This window comes from Mycobacterium sp. PSTR-4-N (assembly GCF_022348085.1).
Classification (GTDB): Bacteria; Actinomycetota; Actinomycetes; order Mycobacteriales; family Mycobacteriaceae; genus Mycobacterium.
On the sequence record NZ_JAKRFN010000002.1, the window covers coordinates 24,062 to 49,633 of the forward strand.

22 protein-coding genes are annotated in these 25,572 nt (G+C 69.0%); 7 read left to right on the forward strand and 15 right to left on the reverse strand.

The annotated features are described in order from the left end of the window. Window positions 1–290: 290 nt before the first annotated feature. The 6 genes from MHN84_RS03420 to rpmF all read right to left on the reverse strand — a co-directional run bounded on the left by MHN84_RS03420 (window position 291) and on the right by rpmF (window position 5,097). Window positions 291–458 carry a hypothetical protein gene (locus MHN84_RS03420; RefSeq protein WP_241203239.1) on the reverse strand — a complete coding sequence of 56 codons (168 nt, stop codon included), beginning with the start codon at window positions 456–458 and terminating at the stop codon, window positions 291–293. Window positions 459–618: 160 nt separating this feature from the next. Next, window positions 619–1,116: a molybdenum cofactor biosynthesis protein B gene (locus MHN84_RS03425; RefSeq protein ID WP_241203240.1), complete on the reverse strand. Its 498-nt coding sequence runs from the start codon at window positions 1,114–1,116 to the stop codon at window positions 619–621. Window positions 1,117–1,193: 77 nt separating this feature from the next. Then, a complete protein-coding gene (locus MHN84_RS03430; RefSeq protein WP_241203241.1) occupies window positions 1,194–2,537 on the reverse strand; it encodes a S1C family serine protease in 1,344 nt (447 codons plus the stop codon). Window positions 2,538–2,692: 155 nt separating this feature from the next. Further along, complete coding sequence (locus MHN84_RS03435) at window positions 2,693–4,153, reverse strand: HAMP domain-containing sensor histidine kinase (protein ID WP_241203242.1); 1,461 nt, start codon at window positions 4,151–4,153, stop codon at window positions 2,693–2,695. Beyond that, window positions 4,153–4,839, reverse strand: a complete 687-nt coding sequence (locus tag MHN84_RS03440; protein ID WP_221356181.1) for a response regulator transcription factor — start codon at window positions 4,837–4,839, stop codon at window positions 4,153–4,155. Before MHN84_RS03440 ends, MHN84_RS03435 begins: the two co-directional genes overlap by 1 nt. Window positions 4,840–4,923: 84 nt before the next feature. Continuing rightward, the gene (rpmF, locus tag MHN84_RS03445) at window positions 4,924–5,097 is read right to left on the reverse strand and encodes a 50S ribosomal protein L32 (protein WP_241203243.1); all 174 of its coding nucleotides are present in this window, start codon (window positions 5,095–5,097) and stop codon (window positions 4,924–4,926) included. A 287-nt stretch (window positions 5,098–5,384) separates the two neighbouring features. On the opposite strand from rpmF, the gene MHN84_RS03450 reads away from it, so the two are divergent. The 7 genes from MHN84_RS03450 (at window position 5,385) to MHN84_RS03480 (ending at window position 14,403) form a co-directional block, all read left to right on the forward strand. Then, window positions 5,385–7,070, forward strand: coding sequence for an acyclic terpene utilization AtuA family protein (locus MHN84_RS03450; protein WP_241203534.1), 1,686 nt, complete (start codon window positions 5,385–5,387; stop codon window positions 7,068–7,070). Beyond that, window positions 7,067–8,215, forward strand: coding sequence for an acyl-CoA dehydrogenase family protein (locus MHN84_RS03455; protein ID WP_241203244.1), 1,149 nt, complete (start codon window positions 7,067–7,069; stop codon window positions 8,213–8,215). Before MHN84_RS03450 ends, MHN84_RS03455 begins: the two co-directional genes overlap by 4 nt. Continuing rightward, window positions 8,212–9,804 (forward strand): acyl-CoA carboxylase subunit beta, encoded by a 1,593-nt coding sequence (locus tag MHN84_RS03460; protein WP_374238306.1) that lies wholly within the window; start codon window positions 8,212–8,214, stop codon window positions 9,802–9,804. Before MHN84_RS03455 ends, MHN84_RS03460 begins: the two co-directional genes overlap by 4 nt. Before the next feature lie 43 nt (window positions 9,805–9,847). Continuing rightward, complete coding sequence (locus MHN84_RS03465) at window positions 9,848–11,821, forward strand: biotin carboxylase N-terminal domain-containing protein (protein ID WP_241203245.1); 1,974 nt, start codon at window positions 9,848–9,850, stop codon at window positions 11,819–11,821. Beyond that, entirely contained in the window at window positions 11,818–12,978 is a 1,161-nt protein-coding gene (locus MHN84_RS03470; RefSeq protein ID WP_241203246.1) for an acyl-CoA dehydrogenase family protein, read from the forward strand. Before MHN84_RS03465 ends, MHN84_RS03470 begins: the two co-directional genes overlap by 4 nt. Continuing rightward, entirely contained in the window at window positions 12,978–13,739 is a 762-nt protein-coding gene (locus MHN84_RS03475; protein ID WP_241203247.1) for an enoyl-CoA hydratase family protein, read from the forward strand. The genes MHN84_RS03470 and MHN84_RS03475 overlap by 1 nt, the downstream gene beginning before the upstream one ends. An 85-nt stretch (window positions 13,740–13,824) precedes the next feature. Continuing rightward, on the forward strand, window positions 13,825–14,403 hold the full coding sequence (locus MHN84_RS03480) for a DUF1707 domain-containing protein (RefSeq protein WP_241203248.1): 579 nt from the start codon (window positions 13,825–13,827) through the stop codon (window positions 14,401–14,403). Between the two features lie 22 nt (window positions 14,404–14,425). Here MHN84_RS03480 and MHN84_RS03485 read toward each other — a convergent pair whose 3' ends face one another. From MHN84_RS03485 to MHN84_RS03525, 9 genes are all read right to left on the reverse strand, one after another. Then, the gene (locus MHN84_RS03485) at window positions 14,426–16,399 is read right to left on the reverse strand and encodes a VWA domain-containing protein (RefSeq protein WP_241203249.1); all 1,974 of its coding nucleotides are present in this window, start codon (window positions 16,397–16,399) and stop codon (window positions 14,426–14,428) included. Next, complete coding sequence (locus tag MHN84_RS03490) at window positions 16,392–17,804, reverse strand: sigma 54-interacting transcriptional regulator (protein WP_241203250.1); 1,413 nt, start codon at window positions 17,802–17,804, stop codon at window positions 16,392–16,394. Before MHN84_RS03490 ends, MHN84_RS03485 begins: the two co-directional genes overlap by 8 nt. Before the next feature lie 93 nt (window positions 17,805–17,897). Beyond that, window positions 17,898–19,481: a bifunctional phosphoribosylaminoimidazolecarboxamide formyltransferase/IMP cyclohydrolase gene (gene purH, locus MHN84_RS03495; protein ID WP_241203251.1), complete on the reverse strand. Its 1,584-nt coding sequence runs from the start codon at window positions 19,479–19,481 to the stop codon at window positions 17,898–17,900. Further along, on the reverse strand, window positions 19,478–20,107 hold the full coding sequence (gene purN / locus MHN84_RS03500) for a phosphoribosylglycinamide formyltransferase (RefSeq protein WP_241203252.1): 630 nt from the start codon (window positions 20,105–20,107) through the stop codon (window positions 19,478–19,480). Before purN ends, purH begins: the two co-directional genes overlap by 4 nt. 10 nt (window positions 20,108–20,117) lie before the next feature. Beyond that, window positions 20,118–21,536 carry a DUF6350 family protein gene (locus tag MHN84_RS03505; protein WP_241203253.1) on the reverse strand — a complete coding sequence of 473 codons (1,419 nt, stop codon included), beginning with the start codon at window positions 21,534–21,536 and terminating at the stop codon, window positions 20,118–20,120. Window positions 21,537–21,649: 113 nt separating this feature from the next. Continuing rightward, window positions 21,650–22,549: a DUF5336 domain-containing protein gene (locus tag MHN84_RS03510; RefSeq protein WP_241203254.1), complete on the reverse strand. Its 900-nt coding sequence runs from the start codon at window positions 22,547–22,549 to the stop codon at window positions 21,650–21,652. Between the two features lie 161 nt (window positions 22,550–22,710). Beyond that, complete coding sequence (gene sfnG / locus MHN84_RS03515) at window positions 22,711–23,841, reverse strand: dimethylsulfone monooxygenase SfnG (protein ID WP_241203255.1); 1,131 nt, start codon at window positions 23,839–23,841, stop codon at window positions 22,711–22,713. A gap of 62 nt (window positions 23,842–23,903) precedes the next feature. Next, the gene (locus MHN84_RS03520; RefSeq protein WP_241203256.1) at window positions 23,904–25,064 is read right to left on the reverse strand and encodes a type III PLP-dependent enzyme; all 1,161 of its coding nucleotides are present in this window, start codon (window positions 25,062–25,064) and stop codon (window positions 23,904–23,906) included. After that, window positions 25,033–25,560 carry a hypothetical protein gene (locus MHN84_RS03525; RefSeq protein WP_241203257.1) on the reverse strand — a complete coding sequence of 176 codons (528 nt, stop codon included), beginning with the start codon at window positions 25,558–25,560 and terminating at the stop codon, window positions 25,033–25,035. Before MHN84_RS03525 ends, MHN84_RS03520 begins: the two co-directional genes overlap by 32 nt. Window positions 25,561–25,572 lie beyond the last annotated feature (12 nt).

Consider the following 25,572-nt stretch of genomic DNA (forward strand, 5'->3'; position numbering starts at 1 on the left):
GAATTAAAAAGCCCACATTTTGTTCTTACGAATCACTCATCGTTTTGACGAGAGGAACATAACGAGGAGGCATCCGACCGGCAACGCGTACGTCTGTGTGGTGTCGTGAGATGCACGACGCGGCCATCGTTTGCTGACGACTCCCCGAGAGCCGACTACCCCCTCCTCGCAACGGCGGGGGTGTGTCGAAGAACTCCGTCGCTGATCTTGACCCCGCACCAACGTCTTCGTAACTCGCGGCGCGTGCGTTACACCAGCTTCCTGTACTGCGGCTGTGGTGAACCTACAGGTCAGCCGTGATCGCTGTGATGGGGCGGAATGTTGTCGCGCAACCACCGATCACGATCGTCGTCGTCTCTGGCGTGGTCGGGATCGCGCTCACCGGTCGGCATCTCGGGCAATGTCTCACCGAACACCTTGTTAACTACATCTCGAGATGGCCGGGGTTGTTCGGTCATTGAGCCCACCCTGTGTGACAAAGATCACAGTGCGGTCGCGACTGCCGTTCACCTTCCGTTAACACTGCAGGTAGCGCATGCGGGACGCATACGAGAACGCGGGCCGGAGAGGAAGCTCCTCCGGCCCGCGTGCGGACTAGCTGCTGCCAGCCCATGGCGATTAGATCTCCAAACTGGATAGCTGCGCGATGATGTGCGCGGCCAGTGGCCCGAGGGTGGCCATACCGTCGCGGACCGCGGCCCGTGACCCGGCGAGGTTCACCACCAGGGTGCTGCCGGACACGCCGGCGAGGCCACGAGACAGCCCGGCGTCCGCGGTGCCCGCCGCCAGGCCCGATGCGCGCAGCGCCTCGGCGATGCCGAGAAGCTCCCGGTCGAGCAGATCGCGGGTGGCCTCGGGGGTGACGTCGCGCGGGGTGACGCCGGTGCCGCCGACCGAGACCACGAGATCCACGCCGCCGATGACGGCCGTGTTCAACGCGTTGCGGATCTCGACCTCGTCGGAGGACACCACGATGACGCCGTCGACGACGAATCCGGCCTCACCCAGCAGTTCCGTGACCAGAGGCCCGCTGTGGTCCTCCTCGTCGCCGTGCGCCGTACGGTCGTCGACGACGACGACGAGGGCCCGGCCGACCAACGTGTGGGGCTGTTCCATGGGCACAACCGTATATGTCGGCACGGACAACGTCGCAGCCACTCGAAGGGTGGGCCGCGGCGGACCCTGAACCACCCTCACTGTGCCGCCTTACCCAAGGTCACGTCGACCGTTTGCGGCCGGCCGGAGGGATCCAGATAGGTCAGCGTCACCTTGTCGCCGGGTGCCTTGGACCGCACCGCGGCGACGAGCGCGTCAGCGCTGTCGATCACCCGGTCGTCGAGCTTGGTCACCGTCACCCCGGCGGGGAGACCCGCGGAGGATGCCGCACCGTTCGGCGTGACCTCGACGATCTTGGCGCCGTCCCCGCCGGCGTTGTTGCCCACCTGCACGCCGAGCGAGGCGCGCGACGCGCTGCCGGTCTGGATCAGCTCGTCGGCGATCCGCTTGGCCTGGTCGACCGGGATCGCGAACCCCAGGCCGATCGAGCCGCCCTGGGCTGCACCCGAATCGGCACCCATGGTGGCGATGGCGGAGTTGATGCCGACCAGCTCACCGTTCATGTTGACCAGGGCGCCGCCCGAGTTGCCGGGGTTGATCGCGGCATCGGTCTGGATGGCGTCGAGCACGGTGTTCTGGTTCTGGGCATCACCGCCGGCGGCGACCGGGCGATTCAACGCGCTGATGATGCCCGTGGTCACCGTGCCTTCCAGGCCCAGCGGTGATCCGATCGCGACGACGTCCTGGCCGACCCGCAGGTTGGCAGACGATCCGATGGCGATCGGCGTCAGGCCGGAGACACCCTTGGCACGCACCACGGCGATGTCGCTACCGGGATCGGTGCCCACGATGTCGAACGGCACGTTACGGCCGTCGGAGAAGGTGACCTTGGTCTCCGGGCCGCCGCCGGGGCCGGCCGCCGCGGCGACCACGTGGTTGTTGGTCAGGATCAGCCCGTCGGTGGACAGGATGACGCCGGAGCCCTCCTCGGACTGGCGGCCCTCGTTCACTTCGAGCTTGACCACGCTCGGCACGACCTTTGCCGCGACCTGCTCCACGGAACCGGTGGGCACGCTGGCGGCCGGCTGACTCGGGGCGGCGCCCGATGCGCTGAAACCCGTGGAGTTGTGGGCCGGGTGCACGAGCGTCGCGACACCACCGCCGATTCCTGCGGAGACGATCGCGATGACCACGGCTCCTGTGGCGAGACCCGTTGCCCGAGAACGCTTCTTGGGAGCCGGCGCAGCCGGCGGGAAACCGGGACGCGGGTACGGGTTCGGCATCGGCGCCCCGGCGTAGGGATCGTAGGGAGAGCGGTACGCCTGCCGCTGCTGCTCCGTCGCATACCGCCAGTCCCAGCCGGGTTGCTGCTCATGGGATCCGGAGCGCGCAGCGCCGACCTGACCGTGCGGCGCCTGGCCCGCCATGCCGGGCTGCTGACCCGGATGCGGCCCCGGTGAGTACCTCGGATGGTTGGTCATGTCGCTGCGGTGTCTTCCTCGAGTAGGGGTGGTGCTTCACCAACGAAGTGCGTGAGTCAAGAGTGCCCAGCCGGGCTGAGAGTGCCCTGAGAGTCCCTTCGGTACACGCCCAGATTCTGTCGCGGCCATGGAACCATCGTCGCTGGTGACACGCGTCACCGCGGGGATGACTCAGCGCGTGTCTCCGTGATCTCCGCAGGAATCGGCGCTCGACCGGGCAGCACCATGTGCATCGACGTTCCCGGCGGATCCCCGCCGTCGACGGTGTCGGTGACCAGCAGCGTGCCGCCGTGTTTGGAAACCACCTGCTTGACGATCGCCAGCCCGAGCCCGGACCCGGGCATCGCGCGGGCCGCGGTGGAGCGGTAGAACCGCTCGAACACGAGATCTCGTTCGTTCGCGGGGATTCCCGGCCCGTTGTCCGACACCACCAGGGCTGCGTGATGGGCGTCGATCTGCCTGAGCCGGACCCCGACGCGACCGCCCGGCGGACTCCACTTGGCCGCGTTGTCGAGCAGATTGAGAACAGCACGCCCGAGCCCGGCCGCATCGCCGTACACCTGCCAGGGCGTGACGGCCACGTCGAACTCGATGTCGTTGCGGCGGCGGCGAACCCGCTCCAGCGAGCGATCGATGACGTCGGCGATATCGACGATCTCGTGCACCACCCGGCCGGCATCCTCGCGGGTGAGGTCGACCAGATCACCGACCAGCGTGGACAATTCCTCGATCTGCCCCATGACGTCGGCTTGCAGGTCGGCCATCTCGTCTTCCGGGATGCGCGGGGCACCCGGCCGCATCGACGCCATCAGCAGTTCGACGTTGGTGCGCAGAGAGGTCAGCGGCGTGCGCAGCTCGTGTCCTGCGTCCGTGACCAGCCTGGCCTGGCGATCGCGTGATTCGGCGAGCGCGCGCAACATCATGTTGAACGCCTCGGTGAGCCTGGCCAGTTCGTCGTGGCCGACGACGGGAATGGGCCGCAGGTCATCGGTGCGGGCCACGCGTTCGGCGGCCTGGGTGAGCCGGCGAACGGGCCGCAAGCCGGCGCTGGCCACCATGCCGCCGGCGATGGCGGCGATCGCCACCCCGATCCCACCGACGGAAAGGAGCACGGTGCCGAGGTTTTTCAGGGCCTGGCCGGTCGGAGAGAGACTCTTCCACAGCAACAGGGTGGTGCCGTTGTCGAAGTGCCGGGCCAGTAGGCGGCTGTGGCTCACGGTGCGCAGCGAATACGGCTGCCTGCCGGCGATCACATCCTTCTCGACATCGCCGAGGGCCGGGATCTGCCCGTCTTGATTGGCCGCGTAGATGGCGCGGCCAGGGATCACGAACATCGCCTTGATGTCGGAATACGCCGTGCCTTCGATGATCTTGCCGGGATCGACGGTCAGCGATCCGCTCTCCTGCAGCATGTCGGCTCGCGACGTCAGCTGGTTGTCGATGTCCTGATACAGGGTCTGCGCCATCACCGCATACACCGCGACACCCATCAGCACGACGGCCATCAGCACCATGGACATCGCCAGCAGCATCACGCGCCAGCGCAGCGACACCGAACTGCCGGCCGGTGGCTGGTGATACTGGCCCGGCCACGCGACGTCGGGGTGCGGCTGCATCAGGGCGGCGTCTCCCGCAGGACATAGCCGACGCCCCGCACGGTGTGGATGAGGCGCGGCTCTCCCTCGGCCTCGGTCTTGCGGCGCAGATAGCCGACGTACACCTCGAGCGCATTGCCCGACGTCGGGAAGTCGAAGCCCCACACCTCTTCGAGAATGCGGCTGCGCGTCAACACCCTGCGCGGATTGGCGATCAGCATCTCGAGCAACGCGAACTCGGTACGCGTGAGACTGATCTGCCGCTCGCCGCGGGTGACCTCGCGGGTCACCGGGTCGAGCGAGAGATCCGCGAACGTCAGCGCGGCCGATTCGCTCGAATCGTCGAGCGTGGTGCGGCGCAGCAGCGCCCGCATGCGCGCCAGCAATTCTTCGAGGGCGAACGGCTTCGGAAGGTAGTCGTCGGCGCCGGCGTCGAGACCGGCCACCCGTTCGGACACGGAATCGCGGGCCGTCAGCACGAGGATCGGCAGATCGTCACCGGTGCTGCGGAGCTGGCGGCACACCTCGAGCCCGTCGAGGCGAGGCATCATCACATCGAGCACCACAGCATCGGGGCGATCGGTGGCGATCAGATCGAGCGCTTCGCGGCCGTCCTGGGCCAGCTCCACGGAGTAGCCGTTGAAAGACAGGGAGCGGCGCAGCGATTCGCGGACCGCGCGGTCATCATCGACGACGAGTATGCGCACCGCCACAGTCTCGACCCCGTGTCTGAGAGAGTGCTGAGAGCCGCGCCGACGAAACCTGAATGTTTCCGGTACGCGACCGCGTGGTTAGCGGCGGTCCAGATCGATCAGACCCAAGCGCGCGGCCTTGAGCAGGCGGCGCGGCACCTTGCGCTGCTGACCTGCGACGCTCACGTTGACGAGTCCGGTAGCCGTGGCCTTCCACTGCGCGCGCCGGCTCCGGGTGTTCGCACGCGACATCCTGCGCTTCGGGACAGCCATGATCGAGCTCCATCTGTTTCGGGGTGTCCATCGGTGCAACCCACGGACGTGAACCAGTACTGCCTGCGAGCCTGGGCGAACCGGACGCGGGCAATTGGTCCCCAGGATAGCCGGTGAGCTGGACGGGCTCCAAACTCGACCGATCTCGAAGGATGTTCGGCCGCGAGCGACACGCGGTCGGGTCTTGACGTGCTACCGCCGGTAGCCGCTAACCTACCGGTTGGTTGGGCGCTCAGCCCGCCGGAGCGACGGGAGACTGCGTGACGCCGGTGTCGGACCGCGATCCCGTGCGGATCGGCAACTGCTCGGGCTTCTACGGCGACCGGCTCTCGGCGATGCACGAGATGCTCAGCGGCGGCGATCTCGACTACCTGACCGGCGACTACCTGGCCGAGCTGACCATGCTCATCCTGGGCCGCGACCGCATGAAGGATCCCGATCGCGGCTATGCCAAGACGTTCCTGCGCCAGCTCGAGCAGTGCCTGGGCCTGGCGGTGGACCGCGGTGTGCGCATCGTCGCCAACGCAGGCGGCCTGAACCCCGCGGGCCTGGCCACCGCCGTCCGCGACCTGGCCGAGCGCCTGCAGATCACCGTCGCCGTCGCCCACGTCGAGGGCGACGACCTGCTCCCGCGTACCGAGGAGCTCGGACTCGGCCGTCCGCTGACCGCGAACGCCTACCTGGGCGCGTGGGGCATCGCCGACTGCTTGAAGGCGCGCGCGGATGTCGTGGTGACGGGCCGCGTCACCGACGCGTCGGTGATCGTCGGGCCGGCCGCGGCGCATTTCGGGTGGCAGCGCGACGACCTCGACCACATCGCCGGTGCGATCGCCGCGGGCCACATCATCGAATGCGGCACCCAAGCCACCGGCGGCAACTACTCCTTCTTCACCGAGATCGACGACCTGACCCATCCGGGCTTCCCGATCGCCGAGATCCACGCCGACGGCTCGTCGGTCATCACCAAGCATCCGGGCACGGCCGGCGCCGTCACCGTCGGCACGGTCACCGCCCAGCTGCTCTACGAGATCGGCGGCGCCCGCTACGCCAACCCCGACGCCACCCTGCGGGTCGACTCGATCACGCTGACCGACGACGGACCGGACCGGGTCCGTGTCAGCGGCGTCACCGGAGAGCCACCACCGCCGACCCTGAAGGTCAGCCTCAACAGCCTCGGCGGGTTCCGCAACGAGATGACGTTCGTACTGACCGGTCTCGACATCGAGGCCAAGGCTGCGCTCGTACGTCGTCAGCTGGAGGCGAATCTGACGGTCCGGCCGGCCGAGATGCAGTGGTCACTCGCCCGCACCGACCACGCCGACGCCGACACCGAACAAACCGCCAGCGCCCTGTTGAGCTGTGTCGCGCGCGACCCCGACGCTGCCGCGGTCGGCCGCCGATTCTCCTCCGCCGCAGTCGAATTGGCGTTGGCCAGTTATCCCGGGTTCACGAGCACCACGCCACCCGGGGACGGCCAGGTCTATGGCGTGTTCACCGCCGGTCACGTTCCCGCCGAGCAGGTGCCGCATTTGGCGGTGCATCCGGACGGCACCCGCGTCGACATCGCACCCGCCGCACAGACCCGTGCCCTGGAAGCGGTCCCCGACGGCGAGCCACCGCAGTGGAGCGCCGACGGTCCGACACGGCGGGTACCGCTGGGCACCATCGCCGGAGCGCGAAGCGGCGACAAGGGCGGCAGCGCCAACGTCGGGGTGTGGGTGCGGACCGACGAACAGTGGCGATGGCTGGCGTCCGCGTTGACCGTCGAGAAGCTGCGCGAGCTGCTCCCCGAGGCCGCCGAGCTGCCGGTGACCCGACACCTGCTACCCAACCTGCGCGCCGTGAACTTCGTGATCGAGGACATCCTGGGTCAAGGCGTCGCGTCCGCGGCGCGTTTCGATCCCCAGGCCAAAGGGCTGGGCGAATGGCTGCGCAGCCGAACCATCGACATCCCCGAGGAGTTTCTGTCGTGAGCATCTGGACCACACCGGAGCGGGAAGATCTGCGAAAGACGGTGCGCGCCTTCGCCGAACGCGAAGTCCTGCCCCATGTCGACGAATGGGAGCGCATCGGAGAGCTCCCCCGCGACCTGCACCGCAAGGCCGCCCAGGCCGGGCTACTGGGCGCCGGCTTCCCCGAGACAGCCGGCGGCGAGGGCGGTGACGGCGGCGACGCGCTGATCATCTGCGAGGAGATGCACCAGTCAGGGGCACCCGGCGGAGTGTTCGCCTCGCTGTTCACCTGCGGTATCGCGGTCCCCCACATCATCGCCTCCGGCGACGAGCACCTCATCGACACCTACGTGCGACCGACGTTGCGCGGCGAGAAGATCGGCTCGCTGGCGATCACCGAACCGGGCGGCGGCTCGGACGTCGGGCACCTGACCACGCGCGCCGTCCGGGAAGGCGACGAGTTCGTCATCAACGGCGCCAAGACCTACATCACCTCCGGGGTGCGCGCCGACTTCGTCGTCACCGCGGCGCGTACCGGCGGGCCGGGAGCCGCGGGGGTGTCGCTGATCGTCGTCGACAAAGGAACGCCCGGTTTCGAGGTGAGCCGCAAGCTCGACAAGATGGGCTGGCGTTCCTCGGACACCGCCGAACTGTCCTACACCGACGTGCGCGTCCCCGTCGCCAACCTCATCGGCGCCGAGAACAGCGGCTTCTTCCAGATCGCCGCCGCGTTCGTGTCCGAACGTGTCGGCCTCGCCGCGCAGGCCTACGCCAGCGCGCAGCGGTGCCTCGACCTCACCGTCGAGTGGTGCCGCAATCGCGAGACCTTCGGCAAGCCGCTGATCGCGCGGCAGTCGGTGCAGAACACGCTGGCCGAGATGGCGCGGCGCATCGACATCGCGCGGGTCTACACCCGCCACGTGGTGGAACGCCAGATCGCCGGCGACCACAACCTCATCACCGAGGTGTGCTTCGCGAAGAACACCGCCGTCGAGACGGGAGAGTGGGTGGCCAATCAAGCGGTGCAGCTGTTCGGCGGTATGGGCTACATGGCGGAATCGGAGATCGAACGCCAGTATCGCGACATGCGCATCCTCGGCATCGGTGGTGGCACCACCGAGATCCTGACCTCGCTGGCCGCCAAGTCGCTGGGCTTCCAGGCGTGACGCTCCGTTCGACACTGGACCCGCGCTCCCCCGCCTACCGCGAGGCCGCCGACGCGATGGCGATCAAGCTGGCCGAGCTCGACGCCGAGCATGCCAAGGCGCTGGCCGGCGGTGGCGAGAAATACGTCAGCCGCCACCACGCCCGCGGCAAGATGACCGCGCGCGAACGGATCGAAGCGCTCATCGACCCCGACTCCCCGTTCCTCGAGCTGAGCCCACTGGCCGCGTGGGGCAGCGACTTCACCGTCGGCGCGAGCGTCGTCATCGGGATCGGCGCGGTCGAGGGCGTCGAATGCCTGATCGTCTCCAACGACCCCACCGTCAAGGGCGGCACCAGTAATCCGTGGACGTTGCGGAAAATACTGCGCGGCAACCAGATCGCCCTGGAAAACCGGCTGCCGGTGATCTCCCTGGTGGAGTCCGGTGGCGCGGACCTTCCCACGCAGAAAGAGATCTTCATTCCCGGCGGGCAGATGTTCCGCGACCTGACCCGGCTCTCGGCGGCCGGTATCCCGACGATCGCCTTGGTGTTCGGCAACTCGACCGCGGGCGGCGCCTACATCCCCGGGATGAGCGATCACGTCGTGATGATCAAGGACCGATCCAAGGTGTTCCTGGCCGGCCCTCCCCTGGTCAAGATGGCGACCGGGGAGGAGTCCGACGACGAGTCCCTCGGCGGTGCCGAGATGCACGCCCGCACATCGGGTCTCGCGGACTACTTCGCCGTCGACGAACTGGATGCGATGCGCATCGGCCGGCGCATCGTCGCGCGGCTCAACTGGCACAAGCAGGGCCCGGCGCCGAAGCCGTACATCGAGCCCCTGTTCGAATCCGAGGAACTGCTCGGCATCGTGCCGCCGGATCTGCGCATCCCATTCGATCCGCGCGAGGTGATCGCGCGCATCGTCGACGGTTCGGAGTTCGACGAGTTCAAACCGCTCTACGGCGGCTCACTGGTGACCGGGTGGGCCACGCTGCACGGCTTTCCGCTCGGCATCCTCGCCAACGCGCGCGGTGTGCTGTTCAGCGAAGAGTCGCAGAAGGCCACACAGTTCATCCAGCTGGCCAACCGCTCGAACACACCACTTCTGTTCCTGCACAACACAACCGGATACATGGTCGGAAAGGCGTACGAGGAGGGCGGCATGATCAAGCACGGATCGATGATGATCAACGCCGTCTCCAATTCGACCGTCCCGCACCTGTCGCTGCTGATCGGGGCGTCCTACGGTGCCGGCCATTACGGCATGTGCGGGCGCGCGTACGACCCCCGGTTCCTGTTCGCCTGGCCGAGCGCGAAGTCGGCCGTGATGGGCGGCACCCAGTTGGCAGGTGTGCTGTCGATCGTCAGCCGAGCTGCGGCGCAGGCTCGCGGTCAGCAGGTGGACGAGGCCGCCGATGCCGCACTGCGCGCGGCCGTGGAGGCGCAGATCGACGCCGAGTCGCTGCCGATGTTCCTGTCGGGCCGGCTCTACGACGACGGCGTCATCGATCCGCGGGACACCCGCACCGTGTTGGGCATGTGCCTGTCGGCGATCGCCAGCGCACCGATCGAGGGGACGTCGAACTTCGGCGTCTTCCGGATGTGAGCGGCCGGCCGATGAGCGCATGCGCGAAGAGCAAAGGGTAACGATGATCACTCGCGTTCTGGTCGCCAACCGTGGCGAGATCGCCCGTCGGGTGTTCGCCACCTGTCGGCGGTTGGGCATCGGCACCGTCGCGGTCTACACCGATCCTGACGCAGCGGCACCGCACGTCGCCGAAGCCGACGTCCGGGTGCGCCTCGAGGGCACCCGTGGGTACCTTGACACCGCCCAACTGATCGCAGCCGCGCGGGCCGCGGGCGCCGACGCCGTCCACCCCGGGTACGGATTCCTTTCGGAGAACCCCGACTTCGCGGCCGCCGTGATCGACGCGGGCCTGACGTGGATCGGACCGCCCGTGGCCGCGGTGGCCGCGATGGGCTCCAAGATCGAAGCCAAGAAGATGATGGCCGCTGCCGGTGTTCCGGTGCTCGACGAGCTCGACCCCGACACGGTGACCGCCGACATGCTGCCGGTACTGATCAAGGCCTCGGCCGGCGGCGGGGGCCGCGGCATGCGCGTGGTCCGCGAACTCGGCGAGCTGCCCGGGCAGGTCGAGGCCGCGCAACGCGAGGCAGAGTCGGCGTTCGGCGACCCGACGGTGTTCTGCGAGCGCTACCTCGACGCCGGGCATCATGTCGAGGTGCAGGTGATGGCCGACATGCACGGCACGGTGTGGGCGGTCGGCGAGCGGGAGTGCTCGATCCAGCGCCGTCATCAGAAGATCATCGAAGAGGCGCCCTCCCCGTTGGTGGAACGCACTCCGGGCATGCGGGACAAGCTGTTCGAGGCGGCCCGGCTGGCCGCCACCGCGATCGGATACACAGGCGCCGGCACCGTCGAGTTCATGGCCTCTGATGGGGGAGACTTCTTCTTCCTCGAGATGAACACCCGCCTGCAGGTGGAACACCCCGTCACCGAACTCACGTCGGGTGTGGACCTGGTGGAGTTGCAGCTGGCAGTCGCCGACGGTGCGCCGCTGGACGCGCACCCACCCGCGTCCTCCGGCTCGTCGATCGAGGCACGGCTCTACGCCGAAGACCCCGCCAAGAACTGGCAGCCGCAGGCCGGCACCGTGCACCGATTCGACGTGCCCACGGCAGTCGTGCATTTCGAGCTGCTCGACCGGGCGGGGGTGCGTCTGGACTCCGGGGTGGGCGACGGCTCGGTGATCTCGGTGTTCTACGACCCGATGATCGCCAAGGTCATCTCCTGGGCGCCCACCCGGGACCGCGCCGCCGCGCTGCTGGCCGACGCGCTGACCCGCACCCGGCTGCACGGTGTGCGCACCAACCGTGACCTCCTGGTCAATGTGCTGCGCCACCCCGCGTTCATGACCGGCGCCACCGACACGGCGTTCTTCGACACCCACGGCCTCACCGAGCTCGCCGCCCCGGTGGCCGACGACGCAACGATCGGGCTGTCGGCGATCGCTGCGGCGTTGGCCGATGCCGCTCACAATCGCAGTACCGCAACGGTTTTCGCAGGCATTCCGAGCGGGTGGCGCAATCTCGCGTCGGGTTGGCAGACCAAGAGCTACGTCGATGACGAGGGCGGCACGCACGACGTCGCCTACCGCGTTACCCGCGACGGCGTCCGTGTCGCCGATCGCGACGACGTCACGCTGGTCACGGCGACACCCGAGACGATCGTGCTCGCCGTCGCGGGGGTGGACCGTCCGTTCACCGTCGCCCGCTACGGCCCCCTCGGTGATGACGTGTACGTCGACTCCCCCACCGCGGCGGTGCACCTGACGGCGCGACCGCGGTTCCCGGACCCGGCCGACGCCGTGGCACACGGTTCGCTGCTCGCGCCGATGCCGGGCTCGGTGCTGCGGGTGGGTGCCGCCGTCGGCGACACCGTCACCGCGGGCCAACCGCTGGTGTGGCTGGAGGCGATGAAGATGGAACACACCATCGCTGCGCCGGCCGACGGAGTGTTGGCCGAACTCAACGTCACCGCGGGAACGCAGGTGGAAGTGGGCGCCGTACTGGCGCGCGTCGATTCAGGAGAGGCGTCATGACCGGATTCGTGGAGACCGAGGAACAGCAGGCCCTGCGCAAGGCGGTGGGCGCGATGGCCGCCAACTACGGGCAGGACTACTACCTGGAGAAAGCCCGCGCCGGCCAGCACACCGACGAGCTGTGGGCCGAGGCAGGCCGCCTCGGCTTCATCGGGGTGAACCTGCCCGAGGAGTACGGCGGCGGCGGGGCCGGCATGTACGAGCTGAGCCTGGTCATGGAAGAGATGGCCGCGGCGGGGTCGGCGCTGCTGATGATGGTGGTCTCGCCCGCGATCAACGGGACGATCATCGCCAAGTACGGCACCGACGAGCAGAAGCAGCGCTGGCTGCCCGGCATCGCCGACGGCACGATCACGATGGCGTTCGCGATCACCGAACCCGATGCCGGCTCCAACTCGCACCGCATCACCACCACGGCGCGCCGGGACGGCAGCGACTGGATCCTGTCCGGCCAGAAGGTCTACATCTCCGGCGTCGACCAGGCGCAGGCCGTGCTCGTCGTGGGTCGCACGGCCGACCACAAGACGGGCAACTTGAAGCCCGCGCTGTTCGTCGTGCCGACCGACACCCCCGGCTTCACGTTCACCAAGATCCCGATGGAGATCGTCAGCCCCGAGTTCCAGTTCCAGGTGTTCCTCGACGAGGTTCGGCTGCCGGCCGATGCGCTCGTCGGATCCGAGGACGCCGCCATCGCGCAGCTGTTCGCCGGGCTCAATCCCGAGCGCATCATGGGTGCCGCGAGCGCGGTCGGGATGGGTCGCTTCGCGATCGACAAGGCGGTCGACTACGTCAAGACCCGGCAGGTGTGGAAGACGCCGATCGGCGCGCATCAGGGGTTGTCCCACCCGCTCGCGCAGAACCACATCGAGGTCGAACTGGCCAAGCTGATGATGCAGAAGGCCGCCAGCCTGTACGACTCGGGTGACGACGTGGGCGCGGCCGAGGCGGCGAACATGGCCAAGTACGCCGCCGGTGAAGCGTCGGTGCGCGCCGTCGACCAGGCGGTGCAGTGCCTCGGCGGTAACGGTCTGACCAAGGAGTACGGCATCGCGTCGGTGCTGACCGCGTCGAGGCTGGCCCGCATCGCGCCGGTCAGCCGTGAGATGGTGCTCAATTTCATCGCGCAGACGTCGCTCGGGCTCCCCCGGTCCTACTGATGCTGGTGACCTACGAGCGCGACGGCGCGGTGGTCCGGCTGACGCTCGATTCACCGCACAACCGCAACGCGCTGTCGACTGCGCTGGTCGCGCAGGTGCAGGAGGGGTTGGAACGCGCGTCGGCCGACCCTGACGTACGGGTCGTCGTGCTCGGTCACACGGGCGGGACGTTCTGCGCGGGGGCCGACCTCGCCGAGGCGGCCGGCCGGGATCCCTCCGAGCTGGCCGTCGATCGGGCGCGGGAGATGACGCAGTTGCTGCGCCGCATCCTGACCTGCCCGCGTCCGGTCATCGCGGCCGTCGACGGCCATGTCCGCGCGGGCGGGCTCGGGCTGATCGGCGCCTGCGACATCGTGGTGGCCGGCACGGCCAGCACGTTCGCGCTGACCGAGGCCCGCATCGGGGTGGCTCCGTCGATCATCTCCCTGACGTTGCTTCCGAAGATGACCGCACGCGCCGCCGGCCGTTACTTCGTCACGGGCGAGAAGTTCGGCGCGGCGGAAGCCGCACAGATGGGTCTGGTCACGCTGGCGGCCACGGACGTGGCCGCCTCCGTCGACGACCTGACGGCTGCGATCGCGCAGGCCTCACCGCAGGGCCTGGCCGAATCCAAGGCGCTGACCACTGCCGCGATCCTCGAGGACTTCGATCGACGGGCCGAAGCGCTGACGCAACGTTCGGCGGCGCTGTTCGTCTCCGACGAAGCCCGCGAGGGCATGCTCGCCTTCCTGGAGAAACGCAAGCCCCGCTGGATCGGCTGACAGCTCACAGTTTGGCCACGGACCTTGCATGTATCGCTGATCGTCGTAACCTGGGGGCGATGTGCGGACGTAGCAGGAGGCCCCGATGAGCAGCCCCGCGTCGCGGAGCCGCTCGATGCGCGCTGCCGACACCGATCGCATCCAGGTCGCACAGTTGCTGACCGATGCGGCGGCGTCGGGCACGATCGGCGTCACGGAGTACGAAGCCAGGCTGGCCCGGGCGTACGCGGCTCAGACCTGCGACGAACTGGATCGGCTGTCGGCGGATCTGCCCGGGGCGATCACGCGCGGGCGCAGCGGCACCTGCCGTCCCGCCCCGTCGAGCACCCTGCTGGCGATCCTGTCGGGCTACGAACGGCGTGGCCGGTGGAACGTGCCGAAGCGGCTGACCACGTTCGCGTTCTGGGGCGGCGGCGTCGTCGATCTGCGGTACGCCGATTTCACCGCGCACGACGTCGAGATCCGGACGTACACGATCATGGGTGGCCAGACCATCCTGGTGCCGCCGGAGGTGAACGTCGACCTGCGCGGCGTGTCGGTGATGGGCAGCTTCGACCACAGCATCGACGGGGAAGGCGCCCCCGGTGCGCCCTGCGTGCGGATCTCCGGGTTCGCTCTATGGGGCAGCGTCACGGTCAAGCGGAAGAAGCGTAAGTCGGCCTGAGCGCCACGTCGGATCGGCGGGACTAGCGTCGCCGCTTCGACCCGAGGTAGTCGCCGACCACTGCGGCGCCGAGCCCGTCGAGGTCCGGAACCACGACCCGGCCACCCACGCGCCGCGCCACCTGATCGATGAACCTCGCCAGACCGGGGTCGCTACCGAGCCGGAAGATCGTCACCTGCGCGCCCAACTTGGCGACCTCGTCGAACCCCTTCACGGTGTGGGCGATCGTGCGGGGATGCGGTGGGTAGTCAAAAAAGACAGCAGAACGTCCATCTCGATCGAAATCCTCGAGATGGGCTGTCGGCTCGCCGTCGGTGACGACGAGGACGACCGGCTGTGCGTTCGGGTGTCTGCGCAGGTGCCGGGTCGCCAGCGCAAGCGCGTGGTGCAGGTTGGTGCCCTGCTCGTAGACGCCTTCCAGACCAGTCAGTTCGGCGGCCGTCACCGTGCGCGCGTAGCGGCCGAACGCGACGATCTGCAGCGCGTCGGAACGGAAGCGGGTGCTGACGAGGTGGTTCAGCGCCAGCGCGGTCTGCTTCATCGGCAGCCAGCGGCCCTCCATCACCATCGAGAACGACGTGTCGACGAGCAGCGCGACGGCGGCCTGGGTGCGGGTCTCGGTCTCGGAGATCTCGACGTCGTCGACGGTGATGCTGATCGCGCCGGTGCGCTCACCGGTACCTGCCTCCCGCAAGACGGCGTTGGTGAGCGTCCGCGTCACGTTCCACGGCTCGGTGTCGCCGAACTGCCACGGCCTCGTCGCGCCGGTCAGCTCACCGGCGGCACCGGCACGCCGGGTGTCGCGCTCACCGTGGCGGCCCGAAAGCTGTTGAGCCACATCGCGAAGCGCGGTCTGCCCGAGCTGGCGCATCGCCTTGGGCGACAGTCGCCACTGCCCGTCGGCACCGCGGTCGAGAAAGCCCTGGTTCATCAGCGCGCGTTCTAGTTCGGCCAGGGTGCGCGCGTTCACGGCGGCTTCGTCGCCGAGCTGGCGGGCGAGCATGTCGAGGTCGACGTCGTCCATCGTGGCGCCCGAATAGCTCTGGGAGAGCTGCTCGGCGAGTTGCTCGAGCTCGGCGATGTCGGCCAGGGCCTGCGCGCCCTCGCCCATGCCGAGCGGGTCGTCGCCGGAGAAGCGCTCGGAGCCGTTCCAGTCCTCCCCCGGTCGGGCGGCCTGCAAATGCGCGTCGAGCCGGTCCAGCGCGTTCATCAGCGACGGGGAGCCGAACGCCTGCTGCGCCAGCGAGTCGAGCTCGGCACGCTGCTGCTCGGACAGGCTGTTGCGGAAGCGCTGCGCGGCCGCCGCCCGTTTGGCCAGCGAGTCGAGCAGCTCGTCGATGTCACGGGGATTCTCCGGGAAGAACTCGCCGTGCTTGGCCATGAAGTTCTCGAAGTCCTGCTGGCTGTCCTCGCCCTTGGCGTGCTTGTCCAGCAGGTCGTTGAGGTCGTCGAGCATGTCGTTGACGCGCTGGCGATCCTGGTCGGTCGCGTTCTCCAGTGCTTCTTTCATGCCCGCGAAACGCTGATCCAGCATCTCGCGGCCCATGAGGTCTTTGATCTGCTCGTACTTCTGCCTGGCCTCGGGGGAGCGCCAGTCGTACTCGGAGAGCTCCTGGACGGCCTTGGCCGGCGACGGTGACAGCGAGTCCAGTTGCAGCTCACCGAACCTCGCGTCGTCGTCGAGCGCACGCGCCAGTTCTTTGCGCTCGGCGAGCACCGCCTCGTCGAGCAATTTCTTGATGTCGGCCAGCGTGCCGTCGAGGTTGTTGCGCTGCAACAGTTCCCGGCGCCGACGGTTCGCCTCGGCGGCCAGTTTGTCGGCACCGGGCATGTTCTTCGACCCGCGACGCAGCAGTTCCTGCAGTGCACGCCGCGGCGACGTGCCCTCCATCACGTCCTGGCCGATGGCTTCCAGCGCCTCGCGCAGATCCACCGGAGGCGCCAGCGGGTCCGGCCCGCCGGTGTATCGCGAATACCGCGAGAAATGTTTAGCCATAGATGGTTTCGCCTTCTCCGGACACCTTGTCGATCCGCTTGGCGAGGTACAGCGCCTCGAGCGCGAGCTCGATCGCCGCCGCCCGTTGACCTTCCGTCGACGCCTCGAGGCGGCGCTGGATCTCCGCGACGGCGGGCACCTCGGGCAGTGCGGCGAGCACCTCGCGCGCCGACACCCGCTCCCCCGTCGTGACCGGCGAGCCGTTCTCGACCGCGGTGACGATCGGTCCGACGTCGATACCGCCGAGCAGCCGCTGCGCAGTCTCGGCCGTGGCGCGCCGCAGCAGGTGTTCGAGTACCGCCTGCTCTCGGCCCTCTTCGCCGGACTCGAATTCCAGCTTGCCGCGCAGCACGTCGATCACGGTGCCGAGGTCGACCACCCGCGCCACCGGGTCCTGTTCGCCGAGCAGCGCGGCCCGGTGCCGCGCGGAGGCGGCGACGGTCTCCGCCGCGGCGATCGCGAACCGCGCCGAGACGCCGGAGCGCTGGTCGATCGCGGTCGATTCGCGCAGGGCGCGCGCGAACCGGGCGAGGATCGCCATCAGGTAGGGCGGCACCTCGGCGGCCAGGTGCGCTTCCTGGGTGATGACGCCGACCTCGGCGTCGAGCTCGAGCGGGTAGTGCGTGCGGATTTCTGCGCCGAAGCGGTCCTTGAGCGGGGTGATGATGCGGCCGCGGTTCGTGTAGTCCTCCGGGTTGGCGCTCGCGACGACCAGGACGTCGAGCGGCAGCCGTAGCGTGTAGCCCCGGACCTGGATGTCGCGCTCCTCCATCACGTTGAGCATCGCGACCTGGATGCGCTCGGCGAGGTCGGGCAGCTCGTTGACCGCGACGATGCCGCGGTGCGCCCGCGGGATCAGCCCGTAGGCGATGGTCTCGGGGTCGCCGAGGCTGCGCCCCTCGGCCACCTTGATCGGGTCGATGTCGCCGACCAGATCGGCCACGCTGGTGTCGGGGGTGGCGAGCTTCTCGGTGTACCGCTCGCTGCGGTGCCGCCACGCGATCGGCAGGTCGTCACCGGAATCGGCGGCCCGCCGGATCGACTCCGGGGTGATGGGGCTGTACGGGTGCTCGCCCAGTTCCGCGCCGGCGATCACCGGCGTCCACTCGTCGAGCAGTCCGCTCAGCGCGCGCAGCAGACGGGTCTTACCCTGCCCGCGTTCGCCCAGCAGCACCATGTCGTGGCCGGCGATCAGAGCGCGTTCCAGCTGCGGGATGACGGTGTCGTCGAAGCCGAGGATGCCCGGCCAGATCTGTTCGGCGGTTGCGCCTGAGCTCAGCGCGGCCAGCAGGTTCTCCCGGATCTCGGCCTTGACGCTGCGCTCCTGATGCCCGGAGGCGCGCAGCTCGCCGACGGTGCGGGGCAGGTCTGCGGTGGCGGGCGAGGGTTGGAAAACTGAAGTCACCACTCCACGCTACGACTGTTCCCGGCGAGCGCGCGGGTCTGCACGCAACACACCGCATCTTGCAGGCATTTTGCGCGCGCTCGCCGGAGGTCGTCAGTGCGCGAAGTGACGCGCTCCGGTGAGGTACAGCGTGATCCCGGCTTCCGCGGCAGCCGCGGTCACCTCGTCGTCGCGCATCGAGCCGCCGGGATGCACGACGGCTGTGACGCCGGCCTGCGTCAACGTCTGCAGCCCGTCGGGGAACGGGAAGAACGCATCCGAGGCCGCGACAGCGCCCTGCGTGCGATCACCGGCCCGCTCGACCGCCAGCCGCGCGGCGTCGACGCGGTTGACCTGACCCATGCCGACGCCGACGGTGGCGCCGTCCTTGGCGATCACGATCGCGTTCGACTTGACCGCCCGGCAGGTCCGCCACGCGAACACCAGGTCGGCCAGCACGGCGGGATCGGCCGGCGTACCGGTCGCCAACGTCCAGTTCGCGGGGTCGTCACCCGAGGCGTCGACGGCGTCGCGCTGCTGCACCAGCAGGCCGCCGCTCACCTGCCGGAACTCCGTACCCCCGTCCTGCGGCTCCGAGGCCACCAGGATGCGGATGTTCTTCTTCCCGCTCAGCACCTCCACCGCGCCGGGCTCGTAGGCGGGCGCGACGATCACCTCGGTGAAGATTCCCGCGACCGTCTCGGCCATCTCGACGCTGACCTCGGTGTTGGTGGCGATCACGCCGCCGAACGCCGACAGCGGGTCGCATTCGTGGGCCTTGCGGTGCGCGTCGGCCACCGACACTGCCGAGACCGCGATGCCGCAGGGGTTGGCGTGCTTGATGATCGCCACGCAGATGTCCTCGTGATCGAACGCCGCCCGCCACGCAGCATCGGCATCGGTGTAGTTGTTGTACGACATCTCCTTGCCGTGCAACTGTTCTGCCTGAGCCAGACCCGGCCAGCCGCCGTCGTCGCTGTACAGCGCGGCCTGCTGATGCGGGTTCTCGCCGTAGCGCAGCACCGCGGTGCGCCGGAACGTCGCGCCGAACCACGGCGGCAGAGAGGCGGCGCCGGCCTCGGCGTCAGCCTCGGGCGCCAGCACCGACTCCATCCACGACGCCACCGCGACGTCGTACTCCGCGGTGTGACGGAAAGCCAACGACGCCAACTTCTTTCGCTCTGCGAGCGTGAACCCGCCGGCGCGTACCGCGGCCAGCACACCGTCGTAACCCAGCGGTTCCACGACGACCGCGACGCTGGGATGGTTCTTGGCCGCCGCGCGCACCATCGACGGACCGCCGATGTCGATCTGCTCGACGCACTCGTCGACGCCGGCCCCGGAATTCACGGTCTGGGTGAACGGATACAGGTTCACGACGACGAGTTCGAAGGCTTCGACGCCGAGGTCCTCGAGCGCCGAAACATGCTCGGCCTTGCGCTGATCGGCGAGCAACCCGGCGTGCACGCGGGGATGCAGGGTCTTCACCCGGCCGTCGAGCACCTCGGGGAACCCGGTCACGTCCTCCACCGGGGTCACCGGAACACCGGCTTCTGCAATGGTTTTCGCCGTCGAACCGGTCGAGACGATGCTGACGCCCGCCTCGTGCAGACCCTGGGCCAGCGGCACCAGCCCGGTCTTGTCGTAGACGCTGATCAGGGCGCGGCGGATACGCCGCCTGCCGTCGTTGTCGGTCATCCTATGGTCGCCTTTCGTCCTGTCCAGGTGACGCCGCGGGTGGCCAGCGCCGCCAGGACATCCACCAGAAGTTCTCGTTCGATCACCTTGATCCGTTCGTGCAGCGTGGCTTCGTCGTCGCCGTCGAGCACGGGCACCGCCTGCTGCGCGACGATCGGGCCGGTGTCGGTTCCCGCGTCGACGAGATGGACGGTGCAGCCGGTGACGCGGACGCCGTAGGCCAGTGCGTCGGCGACGGCGTGTGCGCCGGGGAACGCCGGCAGCAGCGCCGGATGAGTGTTGACCACCCGTCCCGGGAATCGCGAAAGAAACTCCGATCCAAGGATTTTCATGAAGCCCGCCGAGACCACCAGGTCCGGCTCGTGCGCCGCCGTGGCCGCAGTGATCGCGGCATCCCACGCGTTGCGATCGGGGTGGGCGCGCAACGGCTCGGTGAACGTCGGGATCGCCGCCCGCTCGGCGATCTGCAGTGCCCTGCACTCGCGGTCGGTACCGACCGCGACGACGCGCGCGGGGTAATCGCCGACCGCGGCCTCGAGCAGCGACGCGAGCAAGGAGCCGGTGCCGGATGCGAGGACCACGAGCCGCGACGGCGCACTCGGGGGGACCCGGACCGGTGGCTGCACGGCTGGAAGCCTAGTGGGTGGTGCCGTCGCGGCCCGAACGCATGTCGTCGTCGGCCACGAAATGGTCCTCCGGATCGTCCAGGTCATCCGGGTCGTTCAGGTCGCCGGCGGTGGCGGAGTCCCGGTGCGCGGGCGTCGGCTCGACGAGCGGCTCGGTTGCCGGCTCGACGACGGGTTCTCCTGCGGCGCTCTCGGGGTCGACGACGACGGTGTCGGGATCGACTTCGACATCGGCGGGCTCGGGCTCGTCGTCCGGAGCCTCGACGGGCGTGGACGTGCGCACCCGGGGTGCGAAACCGCCCGACATGGCGACGGTCAACGCACCGATGCCGGCGAACCACACGAACACAGCAGGACCGAACGTGGCCTGGTCCACGCCCACGTCGCCGAAGTTGCCCAGCGGCCCGCCGCCCGCGTAGCCCAGCAGCGCCATCGTCGCGGCGCCGAGAGCGGAGGCCACCAGCACCTTCGCCAGCGCCTGCGGGGGAGGCAGCGCCCGCCGCGCACACTGCTGACCGAGCGCCACCCCGGACACCGCTCCCACGATCAGCAGCGCCACCCACACAGGACCCAGCGGTGGAGTGGGCACGGCCGCCAGCACCGGTAGGGCCGGTACGTCACCGCCCAGCACCGTGAAGGCGCTGAAGGTGGCCAGACCGACATGGGCGCTGGAGCCCACCGCGACCGCCGCGGCGCCCACCACGACATTGGGCAGGTACAGCAGCGAGAGCACCGTCAGGCTCAGTTGGCCGAACAGCGAGTCGGTGATCGAGTAGAGATCGTCCATCGTCGACCAGTGCACGATCAATGACCCCGCCACCACCGCCGCGGACAGCGCGCACAGGGCGAGCACCCCGACCGCCGCGCCACGGAACGCGTCCGGCAGCCAGGCGGGCAGCGGCGGGCGCAGCAGCCGCCGGCCCACCCGGGCCCCGACGCCCGCGGCGGCTCCCAGCAGGTGCACCGTCAGCACGCTGGCGAAGGCCCGCGTGGCATCCGGCGTCTGCAATTGCGTCAGCACGGAGGCGGCGTCGTGGATCACCGCCAGACACAGCGCCGCGATCAGCAGCGGCCCGCCCACGGCTGAGGCCACCACCCAGCGGGTCACGAACCACGACGTGTGAGTCACCGCAGCCGCGGTGGTGCGCGCCGTGCCGTAGACCATCGCCAGGGCCGGCAACAACGGCATCACTCCGAGCGCACTGCCCCCGATCGACACCGGCACCTGATGCACACCGAGCCACATGCTCGCGATGGCACCGAGCGCCCCCGTCATGTCGCTGTTGGCGATGAGCAGCTGCAGCAGCACGATCGCCGCGATGACCACCAACGCGACCAACGACGGCCCGAACGCCACCCGCAGCAGTTCACGAGCCTGGCGTGGGCCCGCTGAGCCTGGCGTGTTACCCGCGCGTGGGGCTGTGTTCACGGGACGGGCCGCTCCTGGAAGACGCTCTCGGACGCGCGACGGTCACGCACGCGGGCTCGAGACTACGACGCGCTGGACACCACGACGCGCCTGACACCACGACGCTGGTGACACTACGAGGAGGACTGGCCCGACTGCGAGGACGGCGAGGACTGGTGTTGTGTGGGGACCTGCGTCGTCGGGGCGCCGCTCGACGGCGGCTGGCCGTAGGTCGGGTAACCGGTGGGCGGCGTCGGCGAACCCGACTGACCACCGGAGGGCTGCTGACCCGACTGCGGGCCCGACGGCTGCTGCCCCGACGGGGACGTGGCGGGGAATCCGCCGGTCGACGGGCCGGAGCCGGGGTAGCCGCCGTACGGCGTCGGGTAGCCGGGACGCTGCTGCTGGGGCTGACCGTGCTGCTGCTGACCGGGCTGGCCCGGCTGCTGGCCGTAGTACGCGCCGGGGTACTGGCCGTATTGTGGCTGCTCGTACTTCGGCCGCGGGGCCGGCGCCGTGAGGACACCGGCGTCGAACAGCAGGACGACGACCGCGACCGCGGCCTGCAGCAGCGTGAACGCGGTCACCAGCCACAGACCCCACGCGACAGTGGTGCCACTGGGCTTGTTGAGCACTTCCGAGATGACCAGCAGGAATCCCAGTACGGACGCGACCGCGGCCACCGCGACCCGGTGCTTCTGCTTGGGCAGCAGGCCGACACCGGCGACGAGCGCACCGAGGAGCGATGCGACGACGGCGATGCCCAGTCCGACAGAGCTGCCGCTGAGCTCACCCAGACCCGGGAAATCGGAGGACTCCACGGTGAACTGCGGCGCGAAGTACGACAGGTAGGCGAGCAGACCGAGGCCGGCGACGGCCGCGCTCAGGTACTCGGGCAGCCTGCTGGGACCGTCAGCGCCGGGGCCGGGTTCACCGACCCGGGCGAACTGCTGCGTCGGCGCGCTGAACTGTGTGGTCGGCTGCTGACCCGGCTGGTAGCCGTGGCCTCCGGTCGGGCCTTGCGGATACGACATGACATCTCCTGTGGTGTGCGGGCGCCTGAATCGACATCATCGATCGACACGGTCAGTCGATGTGTCGACGCAGGCGACTGCGATCCCGACGGATCGCCTGAGCGATTCGATGAACCACGCTAGCGCACGTCGCTGGGGACCCCGCGCGGCGGAGGCGGCCACTAGGCGGGGATCAGCACCGGTGTGTCGCTCGCCGACCGTTCGGTGGCCTCGATCTCGCGGACGAGCGGCAACACCTTGTCGCCGAAGTACTCGATCTCCTCCTGGAAGTGCAGGAATCCGCCGAGGATCAGGTCGACGCCCCGCTTGCGATACGCCGCGATGCGCTCGGCGATCTGTTCCGGCGTGCCGATCAGCTGGGTGCGGAAGCCGTCGTTGTACTGCACGAGGTCCGCGAAGGTCGAGTCGGCCCACATTCCCTTGCCGTCGGCCGTGGAGTTGCCGGCCTGCTGCACCGCCGAGCGGAAGCCCTCGACTGCGGGGCGGTTGGCCTTCTCGACGATCTCGCGCAGCACGTCTTTCGCTTCTTTCTCGGTGTCTCTGGCGATGATGAACCCGTTCAGACCGAACTTCACCTCGCGGTCGACCTCCCGGGCATGGTTGCGGACGTCGACGATCTGCTCGGTGACGCCCTCGAAGTCCTTGCCGTTGGAGAAATACCAGTCCGCGTAGCGGCCCCCGTTGCGACGGGCGGCGGTCGAGTTTCCGCCCTGGAAGATCTCCGGGTTCGGCCGCTCGGGCGTGTTGACCGGTTTGGGCTTGAGGGTGAACTCGTGGATGCGGTAGAAGTCGCCGCGGAAATCCACGTCGTCCTCGGTCCAGATCTTGCGCAGGACCTGCAGGAATTCGGCGCTGCGGCGGTAGCGCTCGTCGTGTTCGAGCCACGGCTCACCGAGGTGGGTGAACTCGTCTTTGAACCAGCCGGACACGACGTTGACGGCGAACCGGCCGTGCGAGAGCTGGTCGGCGGTGGCGCCGAGCTTGGCCAGCACGCCGGGCTGCCACAGCCCCGGGTGGACGGCGGCGATCACCTTGAGCCGCTGGGTGGCCAGCAGCAGCGCGAGGCTGAAGCTGGTCGACTCGTGCTGGTACTCCGCGCCGTAGCTGGCTTCGTAGCGCACCTGGGACAGCGCGTAGTCGAACCCGTTGTTCTCGGCCGTCTGCGCGAGCTTGACGTTGTAGTCGTAGTTCCAGTCGGTTCGCTGCTCGATATCGCTGGTCACCAGCCCGCCGCTGACGTTGGGCACCCAGTAGGCGAAGGAGACGTTCTCGGCGATGCGTTCGGTCGTCATGAGGTGCCATCGAAGCGGGCCACCGCGCCGGGGTCATCGGTATTGATCGCGGTGAGGCGAACTCATCCCATGACGATCGGGGTGGCCTCGATGCCGTTGAAGCGCGACGCGGTGACCGCGGTGTAGGCGCCCATCATCGGGCTGACGAGGATGTCGCCGACGACGAGCGCGGGCATCGGGTAGTCGCGAGCGATCACGTCGGCGCTGTCGCAGGTCGGTCCGGCCAACGTCACCGGGTGCAGGGCCGGCTCGCTCTGTCCCATCAGCTCGGCCAGCGCCAGGATCGGCGGGTGGACGTCCTCGGTCATCACGTTCGAATAGCTGCCGTAGAGCCCGTCGTCGAGGTAGTGCCACATCCGGCCCGCTCGCTCGCCGCTGCCGACCACCGTCGTGAGCAACGTCATGCAGTCGGCGGCGAGAAACCGGCCCGGCTCGCACAGCAACCTGAAGTCATCGCGCCGCGTCCCGAGGACGTCGTCGACGATGGCGCCGATCTCGGAGATGGGCGGTTCGGGGTCGCGATAACTGACGGGGAATCCGCCGCCGATGTCGATCGTGCGCGTCGGTACCCCCAGGGTGGCTTCGATGTGACCGGTGAGGTCGAGGGTGTGCTGGAGTGCCCGTCGGAACGGTTCCGTCGAGCTGCTCTGGCTGCCCACGTGGAAGCTGAACCCTGCGAATCCGACTCCGCTGGTCAGCACGTGCTTGACCAGCAGTTCGGCGTCCGCGGGCGCCACTCCGAATTTGGAGGACAGGTCCGATTTCGCTGCGGGATTGGCGTAGGCGAGGCGGACCAGGAGCTCGATGTCGGCGGGGCGGCCCGTGAACTTCTGCACCTCGGCGACGTTCTCGACGACGAACGTGCGGATTCCGGCGGCGTAGGCGTGATCGATGTCGGCGGGCTTCTTGATGGGGTTGGTGTGGATGCCGCGGTGCATCGGCAGACCGAGGCGGCCGAGGAGATCCACCTCGCCGCGCGTCGCCACGTCGAAGCCGCCGCCGCAGATCGCGACGGTGGACAGCACGACGGGGTGCGGCAAGGCCTTGACCGCGTAGTGCACGTCGAATCCCGGCAGCGCAGTCTGCAGTTCGCGCAGACGTCGCGCGACCCGATGCGGTTCGAGCACGAGAAGCGGGGTGCCGTACGCCTCGGCCAGCCGGGTCCAGTGCGACGCAGCGCCGCGCAGCTGCTCACGCAGCTGAGACCGTCGGTGCGGGTTCATGACCGCTCCCTTTCTCGATCGGACGGCGATGCGCCAGCAGCGTGGTGAAGCGTTCGTAGCTGAAGACGGCGCACCCGTAGAACGCGACGTCGGAGACCAACTTGCCGAAGATCCAGCCGGCCGCGACGTTGCCGAACACCGCAGGCCCGAGATAGAAGGCGAGCGGCCGTACGGCGATGCTGTCGATCAGTTCGGCGGGGCCGAACTCGATCGCGACACTGCGTAGCGCCAGCAGCACGGACACGACGATGCGGGCGCCGCGGCTGCGGTGGCTGTGGTCGCGGTAGGTCCAGCGCAGAGCGGTCAGGAATGCCGCCGCGTAGTAGCCGCCCGATGCGCCGACCGTCGCCGCGACGGCTGCGGCGGCCAGTGACCCGGTGGCCGCGTAGACCGCCGCGGCGGCTCCGAATTCTCCTGCGGTGCCGGCTATTTCGCACGGCAGGTAGCGTCGTATCCATTCCCCGACCCGGTCCCGGATCGGCGTCGTTGCGTTCATGCCGGAACTGTC

Excerpts from the sequence above, each read along its gene's own strand:
- MHN84_RS03420 (WP_241203239.1), bottom strand. The coding sequence starts at position 458 with ATGACCGAACAACCCCGGCCATCTCGAGATGTAGTTAACAAGGTGTTC.
- MHN84_RS03425 (WP_241203240.1), bottom strand. The coding sequence starts at position 1,116 with ATGGAACAGCCCCACACGTTGGTCGGCCGGGCCCTCGTCGTCGTCGTC.
- MHN84_RS03430 (WP_241203241.1), bottom strand. The coding sequence starts at position 2,537 with ATGACCAACCATCCGAGGTACTCACCGGGGCCGCATCCGGGTCAGCAG.
- MHN84_RS03435 (WP_241203242.1), bottom strand. The coding sequence starts at position 4,153 with ATGCAGCCGCACCCCGACGTCGCGTGGCCGGGCCAGTATCACCAGCCA.
- rpmF (WP_241203243.1), bottom strand. The coding sequence starts at position 5,097 with ATGGCTGTCCCGAAGCGCAGGATGTCGCGTGCGAACACCCGGAGCCGG.
- MHN84_RS03465 (WP_241203245.1), top strand. The coding sequence starts at position 9,848 with ATGATCACTCGCGTTCTGGTCGCCAACCGTGGCGAGATCGCCCGTCGG.
- MHN84_RS03470 (WP_241203246.1), top strand. The coding sequence starts at position 11,818 with ATGACCGGATTCGTGGAGACCGAGGAACAGCAGGCCCTGCGCAAGGCG.
- MHN84_RS03475 (WP_241203247.1), top strand. The coding sequence starts at position 12,978 with ATGCTGGTGACCTACGAGCGCGACGGCGCGGTGGTCCGGCTGACGCTC.
- MHN84_RS03480 (WP_241203248.1), top strand. The coding sequence starts at position 13,825 with ATGAGCAGCCCCGCGTCGCGGAGCCGCTCGATGCGCGCTGCCGACACC.
- MHN84_RS03485 (WP_241203249.1), bottom strand. The coding sequence starts at position 16,399 with ATGGCTAAACATTTCTCGCGGTATTCGCGATACACCGGCGGGCCGGAC.
- purH (WP_241203251.1), bottom strand. The coding sequence starts at position 19,481 with ATGACCGACAACGACGGCAGGCGGCGTATCCGCCGCGCCCTGATCAGC.
- MHN84_RS03510 (WP_241203254.1), bottom strand. The coding sequence starts at position 22,549 with ATGTCGTATCCGCAAGGCCCGACCGGAGGCCACGGCTACCAGCCGGGT.
- sfnG (WP_241203255.1), bottom strand. The coding sequence starts at position 23,841 with ATGACGACCGAACGCATCGCCGAGAACGTCTCCTTCGCCTACTGGGTG.
- MHN84_RS03520 (WP_241203256.1), bottom strand. The coding sequence starts at position 25,064 with ATGAACCCGCACCGACGGTCTCAGCTGCGTGAGCAGCTGCGCGGCGCT.
- MHN84_RS03525 (WP_241203257.1), bottom strand. The coding sequence starts at position 25,560 with ATGAACGCAACGACGCCGATCCGGGACCGGGTCGGGGAATGGATACGA.